General features: G+C 42.7%; 8 protein-coding genes. 4 read left to right on the top strand and 4 right to left on the bottom strand.

Annotated elements, in window-relative coordinates; translation table 11 throughout:
- From EL341_RS10740 to EL341_RS10725, 4 genes are all read left to right on the top strand, one after another.
- Entirely contained in the window at positions 1-3,558 is a 3,558-nt protein-coding gene (locus EL341_RS10740) for an ATP-binding protein (protein ID WP_074823643.1), read from the top strand.
- Between the two features lie 161 nt (positions 3,559-3,719).
- Positions 3,720-4,172 (top strand): DUF1090 family protein, encoded by a 453-nt coding sequence (locus tag EL341_RS10735; protein WP_175474941.1) that lies wholly within the window; start codon positions 3,720-3,722, stop codon positions 4,170-4,172.
- A gap of 72 nt (positions 4,173-4,244) precedes the next feature.
- Positions 4,245-6,560, top strand: a complete 2,316-nt coding sequence (locus tag EL341_RS10730) for a fimbria/pilus outer membrane usher protein (protein ID WP_074823641.1) — start codon at positions 4,245-4,247, stop codon at positions 6,558-6,560.
- A gap of 375 nt (positions 6,561-6,935) precedes the next feature.
- Entirely contained in the window at positions 6,936-8,081 is a 1,146-nt protein-coding gene (locus EL341_RS10725; RefSeq protein ID WP_074823638.1) for an MFS transporter, read from the top strand.
- 3 nt (positions 8,082-8,084) lie between these two features.
- Here the strand turns inward: EL341_RS10725 and EL341_RS10720 are convergent, their stop codons facing one another.
- The 4 genes from EL341_RS10720 to pflB form a co-directional block, all read right to left on the bottom strand.
- Positions 8,085-8,489, bottom strand: a complete 405-nt coding sequence (locus tag EL341_RS10720; RefSeq protein ID WP_074823636.1) for a GNAT family N-acetyltransferase — start codon at positions 8,487-8,489, stop codon at positions 8,085-8,087.
- A 47-nt stretch (positions 8,490-8,536) separates the two neighbouring features.
- Entirely contained in the window at positions 8,537-9,178 is a 642-nt protein-coding gene (locus EL341_RS10715; protein WP_047781359.1) for a cytochrome c oxidase assembly factor Coa1 family protein, read from the bottom strand.
- A 24-nt stretch (positions 9,179-9,202) separates the two neighbouring features.
- Positions 9,203-9,961: a pyruvate formate lyase 1-activating protein gene (pflA, locus tag EL341_RS10710; protein WP_047782675.1), complete on the bottom strand. Its 759-nt coding sequence runs from the start codon at positions 9,959-9,961 to the stop codon at positions 9,203-9,205.
- Between the two features lie 337 nt (positions 9,962-10,298).
- On the bottom strand, positions 10,299-12,581 hold the full coding sequence (gene pflB / locus EL341_RS10705) for a formate C-acetyltransferase (protein WP_047781358.1): 2,283 nt from the start codon (positions 12,579-12,581) through the stop codon (positions 10,299-10,301).
- Positions 12,582-12,597 lie beyond the last annotated feature (16 nt).

Genomic DNA, 12,597 nt, shown 5'->3' with positions numbered 1-12,597 from the left:
ATGCTGCATCGTATCGTTTTGTTATTATTGATATTCATCAATTCGCTGGTTGTTCTGGCAAATGATAAACCTCAAGGTTCCACGGCGGCTTTTAGTGAGTTAAGCCTGTTGGGACGAACGCAAATCACTTTGTTTGATATGGAGCTAACGCCGGATGAATGGGCTTGGTTACATAAAAAACGCATCATGAAGGTCGGCGTTTATGCTTATAACTTCCCACCTTATGATATTACCACTGAACATCGGGATTTTACCGGTGTCAGTGCTGACTATTTGGGGTTAATAGCCTGGAATTTAAACGTTAAGCCAAAGATTTTCTATTACTTAAATTACGCAGATATGATAGCGGATTTAAATAGTGGGAAAATTGATTTGATTATTAATGCAGGCTATGACGAAAAAGAAACGTATAACTTACTATTAAGTCGTCCCTATATTACTAATGTGCCATCAATTGTTGTTAATTTAAATCCTGACAGAGAAAATAGAGAAAAGGTTAATGTTGTATTATCACCTGTCTATGCCAACGTAGAGGCAATTCGGCAATATTATCCTAATGCTAATTTTATTACCTTTAATTCCGATCGTAGGGCATTAGAGGAACTCTCTTTTAAACATGTTGATATTTTTATTGGTGAAGAGAATTCGGTGCAATATCTGATTAATCAATCTAATTTGAATAATCTGACGATGTATCCATTACTGGATTTTAATTTGCCCGGATTATCATTTGCAGCGATAAATGATAATAAAAAACTAATCAATATTATTAATAAAACCTTAAGCGTTATTCCTGAAAACATTCGGGTGGATATTCAACGTCGTTGGAATGGAGGCATTCCTTTATCTTTAAGCGATAGCCATCCGTTTGTTACCTCACTTGAGCGCAAGTGGATAGATGAAAACAAAGAGGTGCAGGTTGTTATTGGTGAAGAGATACCTCCCCTCTATTTCTTTGATGCTAAAGGGAAACTTCATGGCGTAGTTGCCGATATACTGACAGCAATCACTATCCGTACCGGACTAAAGTTCAAGGTAACTAAACTCCAATCATCGCAGAAAGCATTGGAGTACGCACGAACCGGCAGCAATATTGTTATTGGTGGCATCACCTTAGATTCTGCACTGCCTAATGATTTATTAGCAACCCGATCATTTTTTCTTAACTCCAGAGTATTGGTGGGGAAGAAGAATAGATTTAGTCGACAGTCGGTGCCTAAGACTATTGTCATTATGGATGGCTATCCGTTAGATAATGACTTAACCGATGCCTATCCAGGGAGTCGGATTATACGGGCTTCAACGTTGCGTATTGGGCTAGATTGGGTAAAAGATGAGAAGGTGGATATGATGGTTCTGCCTCTCATTAGCGCTGACTTTATGTTGCCGCGATTTTATGCCGATAGTCTGGAGATTATTGCTAGCCTTGACCGCGATCCTGCCAGTTTTGTTTTGGCAGTATCACCAAAGAATTATCCTTTGGTCACTATTTTAGACAAAGCGATTTTAAATATTCCACCAGAAGATTTACATGCGGTTATCAGCAATTGGTATACCAACACCAATTTATTTAACACCATTAATGAGGCTTCTGCGGTTAGCCCATCCAGATTTAATCTGGCATCTTCGGTGCTTAACGGTATTTTAATCATACTGTTATTTATCGTCATCGTTTATGTCTATCGCCAGTATCATGCGATTAAAAGGGAGGGCAATCATATTCGACAAACGTTGTTAGATGCCATTCCTCTCCCTGTTTATATTATGGATTATCAGGGAGGGTTAACTTACGTTAACGAGCGTTTCTTAACCGAGTTGAATTTGACAAAAGAGCAGACTATTGGGCAGGACTTTACGCTATTGCCGGACGGATTAGATGGAATGAAGTCGGTTCCTCTTTCGGTTAATTTTCAAGAGCCCGTTTTTATTACTAAGCAGGTTAATCTGCATGATCAACTTCACACTATCCATCAGTGGAACCAGTTGTTTTTATCACCTTCCGGGGATGTTTGGGGTTATATCGGTGGCTGGATTGATGTCACGGAAAGAGAAAAGCTGATTATTGAACTTAAGCATGCCAAAGAGATTGCCGATAAGGCGAGCCGGGCAAAAAGTACATTTTTAGCCACCATGAGTCATGAGATTCGTACGCCGTTAGGGGCGATTATCGGCATGCTTGAACTGTTATTACGGCGAAAAACCAATGAATCTGCCGATTGGGATTCGATCAGAATTGCTCATGATTCAGCGCTATCGCTATTAACATTAATTGGCGACATATTAGATATATCAAAAATAGAATCGGATAAATTTATGCTGCGTCCTGAACGGGCCAATATACGTCAGCTTATTGAATCCGTTGCGATGATGTTTGAAGGGGTCGCTCGCCAGAAAGAGTTGCAGTTTCAGTTAGAGATTGATGCTGACATTATCGATAATGTATTAATCGATCCTATGCGCTTTAAGCAAATCTTGTCTAATTTACTCAGTAATGCCATTAAATTTACTGAACGTGGGCGAATAGTATTACAGGCGCATTTAATCAATAGCAATCATGAACAGCTTGAGCTGCATATTGTGATTCAAGATACGGGGTGCGGTATTGATGAACAGACCCAATCACGATTATTTCAGCCTTTTGTTCAAGGGGATGAGCGTTCATATCAGGGAACCGGATTAGGGCTGTATATTTGTCGAAGTCTGGCACAGATGATGGGGGGCGATATTACTTTAAGCAGTCAGATTGGTATCGGTACGGAAGTCAGCGTTATTCTATATTTATCGCGTTTAGCAAATACCGGTCTGGTTAGCCAGGCTTCTGAAAAAAGTAAATTACCTGTCGCCAGCCTGAACATTCTTATTGCCGAAGATCACCCAGCCAGCCGTTTATTACTGATGAAGCAGCTTCAATATTTAGGGCATCATGTCGAGTGCGCCGTAAATGGCCATAATGCGCTGGCGATGTTAAAAACCCATAAGGTTGATTTATTAATTACCGACTGTTCTATGCCAGAGATGGATGGTTATACCCTGACTCGCTATATCCGTCAGTTGGAAGAAAAGCAGAAAACTAAGGCGCTGACAATATGGGGTTTAACGGCGAACGCCCAAAAAACCATCCATGACAGTTGTCTGGCGTCTGGAATGAATGATTGCTTATTCAAACCGATTAGTCTGAATGCGCTGGCCGATAAATTGAGCGAGCTATCGCAGGAGCCAGAACCTACCTTTTCTCATTTTGATCCCAGTGAATTACTGATTGAATTAAGTAATGTGGAGACTCGCCAGCAATTTATTCAGCTATTGACAGAGACGTTATCTCAGGATATTGCCACGTTATCCGCCGCTCAGCAGAGTGCCCAGATAGATGATGAATTAGTTCGTCAAACTTTACATCGCATTCGAGGTGGATTGCAGTTAATTGGGGCAAAGTCGTTAATTAGTCAATGTCAGCGCTTGGAACAACAGGAAGCACCGTTAACCGCAGCTAGGGTTTCTGAAGTCTATAATGAGATAATTATTTTAAAACAAGAGCTTGAATGTTTTTTGATGCTGTAAATGACAGGGACTACAACTTTATCATCCGTTCCTACACGACCTTTAGGAAGCCGGAGCGTTGATGAGACTGACATATAACCAGTATTGTTAAGTCTCAGACGAATAGAGAGGAATAAACCTTTTTATTCAATAAATTGAATATGTAAAACAAGGAGTTTGTTATGAAGAGCATTAAGAAATTAAGTTTAATTCCATTGGTGTTGGCACTGACTGCTGGTTACTCCACAATGGCTAGCGCATACGAAAATTGTAATGCTAAGCGCGCTGCTCTTGAAAACCAAATTCGCATCGCTCAGCAATACGGTAATATCAATAAAGTTAATTCTCTGAAAAGAGCATTGGCTAACGTGAATGCTTACTGTGTTGATAACAATAACAGCGGCAATGTAACTCAAAGCTTAGAGAAGAAAGTTCAAAAGTTAGAGGAAAAATTGGCTGATAAGAAAAGCGATGTAGCGGAAGTTAAAGCTGATTTGAACAAAGCTAAAGCGAAGGGTGATGCTAAGAAAGTGGCTAAGTACCAGGCTAAATTAGCAGAGAAACAAGCTGAAGTGCAGGCAGTTCAGCAAGAGCTGAAAGCTGCTCGTGCAGAGTTAGCGGCATCTAAGCGTTAATTCGCTTATATTTTAACTTAATATAATAGAGATACCGTCATTTATGACGGTATCTCTATTTGTGTATCCAGTATGCAGCTAACTCGTTCAATCGCTTTTGCCAGTTGTTGGCTCACTATTTCTATGGGTTCTGTTAAGGCTCAAATGAATAATCAGTGGGTTATCGTCAATAACCTTGATATGGGGCAAATAGAATTAGAGATTACGGATGATCTTCCTTGTCTGAAGCGTTCATTGCTAGAGACTTGGGGCGTGAAACCGGCATTCTCATCTAAATTTAACTTTACGCCTTCAGGCTGCCTGCCTAAGGATGAACTGGATCGTTTGAATATTTTTTATTTCAACGACGCCTCTGTTTCACTAACGATAGTTGATATTCCCCAGACGCTCATTGAGTCACAAAAAGATAAAATTGATATAAGTAGCTGGAGTGATGGAGTTAATGCTTTATTTGTTAATTATCATCTCAACTATGCTTTTAATGAAGGGGAGGCTTTTCAGTATCAGGAGAATAACAGCAGCACTTATGTAGAACTAGAGTCTGGCTTAAATCTGGATGCTTGGCGACTACGCCATCATTCTACCATTTTTCGTGATGCCTATGGTGACCATGGCTCTTATAGTCGTGATATGTATTTAGCCAGGGATATCAAAAGCATCGGCAGCAGTTTGGTATTGGGCGATGCCAATACGCCATCCAACCTGTTTAAAAGCCTGCCGTTTCGCGGAATCATGTTAAAAACCGATGAAAAAATGCTGCCGGACAGTTGGCGTTCTTTTTCGCCATGGTTAAAAGGTTTTGCTAACAGTAATGCGGAGATAACCGTAAGGCAGAATGGCACCGTTATTTATCAAACCTTTGTTCCGCCTGGGGCTTTTATCCTTCGTGACGTTTCTCCGCCAGAAGTTGATGGTGATTTGGAGATGACCATTAAAGAGAGTAACGGGACCGAAACCGTCCGTTCTCTACCTTATACGGCGCTGCCGAATTTGGTTCACTCGGGAAATTTTAGCTATCAAACTATTGTCGGGACTTATAAACCCTGGCGGGGGAGTGATGATGAAGAACCCCGATTTACTCAAGTGGCCGCTAACTGGGGACTACCCGGTAATATTTCATTGTTTGGCGGTGGCATTAAATCTGATATTTACCAAAACCATGCGATAGGCTTGGGTAAAAATCTGAATCAATGGGGAGCGATTTCCATTGACTATAGTCAGAGTAAAGCCCAGCAGCCTCGGCGAGCAGAAGACGATAAGGGCGGTATGTATCGGCTTCGCTATGCTAAAGCCTTCTTTAGTGCTGAAACCAGTTTAATGACGCAGTTTCGTTATTATCCTGCCGGGCAACGTTATCGGGATTTTGATCGGGCCATTACTCAGCAAAAAACCTGGTGGTGGGATTGGGATGACGGGGTGTGGGATGGTGAGGAAGAGGCTGAAAAACGCTATCGCTGGGAAGTTAACTTAAACCGAAATTTAACTGAAAAAGCTAACGTTTACCTCACGCTTTATCAGGAGACCTATCGGAAACAAGATCATAATAAAGAAACCAGCATTTCGTTTGGTTTTTCAGATGAGATTAATGATATCAATTATAACGTATATGCGAGCTATAACCGCTATCCCGATCAGGACACGACATCTGAAATTAATGTGAGAGTCAGTATTCCATTGAATATATTTGATTCAAGCAACATGAAGCTGAACTATTCGCAAACGGCTGCCCATAATGGCTCACAGAACCGTGACATAGGCATAAGTGGTTACGCCCTGGAGAATTATAGTCTTGGCTATCAGCTAGGCACCCAGCATGATTCGCGCTACGGTGATAATGTGAATGGCAGCATTCAATATCAACATAATGCGGGTCAATTGAGTTTAGGGGCGACTAAAGGCAGTGCAGTAACCCAATATAATGCCGATATTGAAGGAAGTTTAATGGCTCATGCCGGTGGTATTACGTTGGGGCAAAGTCTGGGAGAAACCATGGGATTGGTTGAGGTTACCTCTACCAAAGATGTTGGCGTCAATAATCAGTTTGGTGTGACGACGGATAGCCGGGGTTATGCGTTGGTGAGCTATCTGACACCTTATCGGGAAAATACGCTTAGCGTTGATGACTTTGATTTACCTGAAGGCATGACCATGACAGAGTCGTCCACGAGTGTGATTCCCACTCGCGGTGCTGTTGTTTTTGCGAAATTCACGCCGGATAACAAGCAACAGCAACTCATCAGACAGTCAGCCATTGATGAAGCGATTAATTTTGATAGCCAGGTACAGGAGGCGATAAACAACGGCTCTGAACGTGAATCTAAGGAAAACCATCAGCAACAATCTAACCGAAGAGCGGCTATTGATGCAGCACTCAATTTTGGACAATAGCTATTTGAATGACTGTGGTCTGAAAACAGGGGGGAGTTAGAATGATGATTAACTTTAGAATCAGCCTGACTATAGAAAGAAAAATATAACCTGTCGTTATTATAGGGTTATTTCGCGAGTTATTATGATGCGGTACCAATATATTATTGGTACCGCTTTTATATTGTTTGTATAGCGTTAATCGTTTTTTTATAACCAGAAAAACTAAAAAAATAAATGAACAATTAAATTTTAACTATTTGTATTTTATGGAAATAAATGGTTCGAGTATGAAACCATGATGATTAATTCATTTGCTGTCATTTTGCAGATTGACTTTTAATATCGTAGTGGGATGATGCGCATCATTATTGGTCTCACCCGTTTGGCAAAACAATGTCTGCGTTTACTCGCCCTGTGCTGTTACTGTTGGCTGGGCTACTGTTATTTACCACATCAATGGCGGTATTAAATACGCTGGTTCCCCTTTGGTTAATTCATGACGCCTTGTCTACCTGGCAAATCGGTGTAGTTAGCTCATCGTATTTTACTGGCAATTTGGTGGGAACATTAGTTGCTGGTTTTTGTATTAACAGATTTGGTTTTAATCGTACTTACCATTATGCCTGCATTTTATTTACCGTAGCCACGTTGTTACTGGGTATCTCGGTCAGCTTTATGAGCTGGACGTTATGGCGTCTGATCGCCGGTATCGCCTGTGCAATTATCTGGGTAGTGGTGGAAAGTGCGTTATTACGCAGCGGTACCATTAAAGTCCGTGGACAATTGCTGGCGGCTTATATGGTGGTTTATTACGCCGGAACGCTGTTCGGTCAACTGTTGTTGGGCGTGGTGCCTACGTTACTGAGCAGTGTTTTACCTTGGGTTATTGCAATATTGCTGGCGGCCATTCTACCGTTATTATTTGCCCGTTTCGAAAAGCCAAAGGCTGAAGGTAAGCAGCAGCATATTTGGGGGATGTTAAAGCGTCGTGATGCTCGGTTGGGCATTAATGGCTGTGTGATTTCTGGTGTTGTGCTGGGGTCACTGTACGGTTTATTGCCGTTATATCTTGCCCATAGTGGATATCAGGATGCGGATGTAGGGTATTGGATGGCACTTATGGTTTGCGCCGGTATTATGGGACAATTGCCAATGGGCCGCATGGCCGATCGCTATGGCCGGTTATTTGTTCTACGTATTCAGGTGTTCGCTATCATTATGAGTTCACTGGCGGTATTGAATAGCTATTCGTTGGCTCCAGCACTCTTTATGTTGGGATTAGCCGGTTTTACCCTTTATCCGATAGCCATGGCATGGGCTTGTGAAAAAGCCGCTCCGGATGAGCTGGTTGCGATGAATCAAACATTATTACTAAGCTATACGGTAGGAAGCTTGGCGGGACCTGCGCTAACAGCTGCTTTAATGCAGTACTATTCAGATCGGCAATTGTTTATCGTTATTGCCGTTGCTGCGGTTATATTTATGGCGATGCTGTTCAGTAAGGCCGATCGCCACCACAACCCTTTAGCAATGCAGTAGTCATTACAGGGGGCTATCTAATATCCAGGCTCTTGGATTATGTTCAAACCCAAGGGCAGGGTAATAATCGTTTGCCGTTGGTGCTGCCAGTAACACAATTTTACAGCCTGCCGGTGTGCATTTCTGCATTTCTCTCATTAACTGTTTCCCGATACCTTGCTTCTGGTAGCTTTCATCAACCGCCAAATCAGCCAGATAGGTTACGTAGCTAAAATCACTCAGGCTGCGGGCAATGCCAACCAATTTACTGCCATCCCAAGCGGTAATGATTAGGTTGGAATTATCGATCATTTTTTTAAACACCTCAGGCTTATCAACCGGGCGTCTTTCACCAAGGGAACATTTACGATAGAGAGCAATCACGATTTCTGGCGTAAGGAGAGCATCGTTTTTATAGCTAATAGTCATGGCGATAATCCTATTCCTGATGGTGAGTTGATTCTGAGTAACGTTATTTACAGGTCAGGCTGGGATTCTTGTTCTGTCGTTAGCAGATCGATAATTTCACCGGAATTATCCAGTCTGAGTTTATTATAATGCATCTGCCAGGTGCCCCATTCTTTCTCTGCGGAGACGTAGAGAATACCACTGGTTTTGCTCCCTTCAATACTAAAGCTGATTTTTGCTTCACCGAAGTCTCCGTTGACCGAAATATTACCTCTTGGAGTACCGGTAGAAATCGGGGAGCCTAGGGCTTGCATAGCGGATGGATTAGACTTTACTAAAATCACGCTTTGCTGATAAATCTCTGAGCTTTTTAAGGCGGACGTCACCGCCCAATATATTGTGGTAAAGAGCAGGGCAAAAAATAGAGTGATGGTAATAAAGATGCCAATAGCCCAGCGGGACCATAAGCGTTGGACGCGTTTGAATTCTTCAATACTGGCCCAGTGACGATTGCGCCACGCCCATTCATTACCTTTAGCGCCAAGTATAAAAGGCATGGCTAAATTGACGAACGGCACGAAGATTAAGAATGCGATAAAGGTATTGTTGCCAATACCCCAAATAAAATGAAGGAAGAATGCTCCCCAGTTCCAACCTTGAACTTCTGGCGGAACGTGAGTGCTTATCCCATTTCCTGATGTGTTTTGCATAACTATCCTTGTCTGGTATTTGCGTTAGTAAATGACTTTGTGCCCATATTCTTCAAGAATGGATTTAACCCGATCCATCATTTCTTTGGTAGGGGGTTTAACGCCTTCTAACCCATATTCCTCACCCATAGCAATCCATTTATGTTTACCTAGCTCGTGGTAAGGCAATAGCTCAATTTTTTCAATGTTGGTCATATCTTTGGTGAATTCGCCTAACATGCGGGTAGACTTCTCATCATCCGACCAGCCCGGAACCACCACATAGCGTATCCAGGTTTTTTGACCGCGTTTGGCCAGATGGCGGGCAAACTCGAGGGTACGATGGTTGGATACCCCCACCAGATTCTGGTGAACGCTATCGTCTAATTGTTTTAAGTCCAGCATCACCAGATCGGTAACGTCCAGTAATTCATCAATTACCGCATCATAGCGGCGCACAAAACCGTTAGTGTCCAGACAGGTATGAATGCCTTCGGCTCTACAGGCTCGGAACCAATCGCGAACAAACTCAGCCTGTAGAACTGCTTCACCGCCGGAAGCGGTTACGCCACCACCAGAGGCATTCATAAAGTGGCGATAGGTAACGATTTCTTTCATAAGATCGTCAACCGCCACTTCTTTACCACCGTGTGTATCCCAGGTATCGCGGTTATGGCAGTAAAGACAGCGCATCAGACAACCCTGAAAGAAAACGATAAAGCGAATACCCGGCCCATCAACGGTACCGCAGGATTCAAAGGAGTGAATGCGGCCTTGTACCGGTTGGTTATGCTCATCAGGCATCAGAGGTTCTGGTGATAAACGGTCTGTTACGTTGCTCATAAAATTCCAAATAGTTCTGTATGGTGCTGAAAAGTAGATATTACTCTGGGCGTTGACATTAATGAGTTTAACATACTCATGTGGTGTCAAATTTTGTATTTAGTATGGCTAAATCATCGTTTATTGTTGGCGTAATTGTTCGATATCCGCAGTCACGATCTTACCTTTATTCGCTATAAAATGCGTGATAAATATCTTTTATGTATAAACACATGTTGGGCGGAATAGGGAATAAAAAAGCCCCACTAGAAAGTGGGGCTTTTAACGTTACTATCACCGTCTAAATCAATATCACCAGTTAGATGGTTTGAGTAAATGTACGAGTGATAACGTCTTGTTGCTGCTCTTTAGTCAGCGAGTTAAAACGTACAGCATAACCAGATACGCGGATGGTTAACTGAGGATACTTCTCAGGATTTTCCATTGCATCTAACAGCATTTCACGGTTCATAACGTTAACGTTTAGATGCTGACCACCTTCGATGCTCGCTTCATGGTGGAAATATCCATCCATCAGGCCGGCAAGGTTAGCTTTACGAACGTCATCATCTTTACCCAGTGCGTTTGGTACGATAGAGAAGGTATAAGAAATACCATCTTTGGCGTAAGCAAACGGTAGTTTAGCAACGGAAGTCAGAGAGGCAACTGCACCTTTCTGGTCACGGCCGTGCATTGGGTTAGCACCTGGTCCGAATGGTGCGCCAGCACGACGTCCATCAGGCGTATTACCGGTTTTCTTACCATAAACAACGTTAGAAGTGATGGTCAGAACTGACTGAGTTGGGATCGAGTGGCGATAGGTACGCAGTTTCTGAATTTTCTTCATGAAACGTTCAACCAGATCACAGGCGATATCATCAACGCGAGAGTCGTTGTTACCGAACTGTGGATACTCACCTTCAATTTCAAAGTCAACCGCTAAGCCGTCTTCATCACGAACAGGTTTAACTTTAGCGTACTTGATTGCAGACAGTGAGTCAGCAGCAACAGACAGACCGGCAATACCACACGCCATAGTACGCACAACATCACGATCGTGAAGCGCCATCAAAGCAGCTTCATAGCTGTATTTATCATGCATATAGTGGATGATGTTGAGTGAAGTCACATACTGTTTTGCTAACCAGTCCATGAAGTGGTCTAAACGCTCCATGACTTTGTTGTATTCCAGAACGTCGTCCATCATTGGCGCTTCTTTAGGGCCAACCTGCATTTTTAACTTCTCATCCACACCGCCGTTGATAGCATAAAGCATGGTCTTGGCCAAGTTTGCACGAGCACCGAAGAACTGCATTTGCTTACCAACGATCATTGGACTTACACAACACGCGATAGCATAGTCATCGTTGTTGAAGTCAGGGCGCATCAGGTCATCGTTCTCATACTGTACAGATGAGGTATCGATAGACACTTTAGCCGCATATTTTTTGAATGCTAAAGGCAGTTTTTCTGACCACAGGATGGTCATGTTTGGTTCCGGAGATGGACCCATGGTGTATAGCGTGTTCAGGAAACGGAAGCTGGTTTTAGAAACCAGAGTACGACCATCAACCCCCATACCTGCTAGAGATTCCGTTGCCCAGATTGGGTCACCAGAGAACAGCTCATCATATTCAGGAGTACGTAGGAAACGAACCATACGCAGCTTCATAACTAGGTGGTCGATCAGTTCTTGAGCTTCGGTTTCAGTGATTAAACCGTTTTTAATATCGCGTTCGATATAAACGTCAAGGAATGTAGATACACGACCAAACGACATTGCTGCACCGTTTTGAGACTTAACCGCGGCTAAATAAGCAAAGTAAGTCCACTGAACGGCTTCACGTGCGTTAGTTGCTGGTGCAGAAATATCGAAACCATATTTTGCAGCCATTTCTTTCATTTGACCCAAAGCACGATGCTGTTCAGAAATCTCTTCGCGCAGTTGGATGGTCATTTCTAAATCTTCGCCGTTTTCCAACTTATCTTGCAGAGAGTTGAATTGGGCATATTTATCAGCCATCAGGTAGTCAATACCGTATACGGCAACACGACGATAGTCACCAATGATACGACCACGGCCATAAGCGTCAGGCAGACCGGTCAGAATACCAGACTTACGACAGTTCAGAATGTCTTTAGTGTAAACATCGAAAACGCCTTGGTTGTGGGTTTTACGATATTCAGTGAAGATTTTTTTCAGTTGAGGATCCAGTTCACGACCGTAAACTTTACATGAACCTTCAACCATTTTGATGCCGCCGAACGGGATAATGGCGCGCTTTAATGGTGCATCAGTCTGTAAACCAACGATGGTTTCCAGCTCTTTGGTGATGTAACCAGCATCGTGAGAGGTAATAGTCGAAGCAACATCAGTATCAAAATCAACCGGTGCATGAGTGCGGTTTTCGATTTTGATGCCATCCATCACTTTGTCCCAAAGCTTATCGGTTGCTTCAGTGGAACCGGCTAAGAAAGATTCGTCGCCTTCATAAGGGGTGTAGTTTTTCTGGATGAAGTCACGAACGTCAACTTTGTTCTGCCAGTCGCCGTCTTTAAATCCTTCCCATGCTTTGACAAACTTTTGATTAAGCTCGGTCATTTTTTCACCTACCTTT

The organism is Pragia fontium, assembly GCF_900638655.1.
Lineage (GTDB): Bacteria > Pseudomonadota > Gammaproteobacteria > Enterobacterales > Enterobacteriaceae > Pragia > Pragia fontium.
Note: the sequence above shows the minus strand (reverse complement) of the source record. Positions and strands in the feature narration are given on the sequence as shown.

Coding starts and splice junctions, on each gene's coding strand:
- EL341_RS10740 (WP_074823643.1), top strand. CDS start 1: ATGCTGCATCGTATCGTTTTGTTATTATTGATATTCATCAATTCGCTG.
- EL341_RS10735 (WP_175474941.1), top strand. CDS start 3,720: ATGAAGAGCATTAAGAAATTAAGTTTAATTCCATTGGTGTTGGCACTG.
- EL341_RS10730 (WP_074823641.1), top strand. CDS start 4,245: ATGCAGCTAACTCGTTCAATCGCTTTTGCCAGTTGTTGGCTCACTATT.
- EL341_RS10725 (WP_074823638.1), top strand. CDS start 6,936: ATGTCTGCGTTTACTCGCCCTGTGCTGTTACTGTTGGCTGGGCTACTG.
- EL341_RS10720 (WP_074823636.1), bottom strand. CDS start 8,489: ATGACTATTAGCTATAAAAACGATGCTCTCCTTACGCCAGAAATCGTG.
- EL341_RS10715 (WP_047781359.1), bottom strand. CDS start 9,178: ATGCAAAACACATCAGGAAATGGGATAAGCACTCACGTTCCGCCAGAA.
- pflA (WP_047782675.1), bottom strand. CDS start 9,961: ATGCCTGATGAGCATAACCAACCGGTACAAGGCCGCATTCACTCCTTT.
- pflB (WP_047781358.1), bottom strand. CDS start 12,581: ATGACCGAGCTTAATCAAAAGTTTGTCAAAGCATGGGAAGGATTTAAA.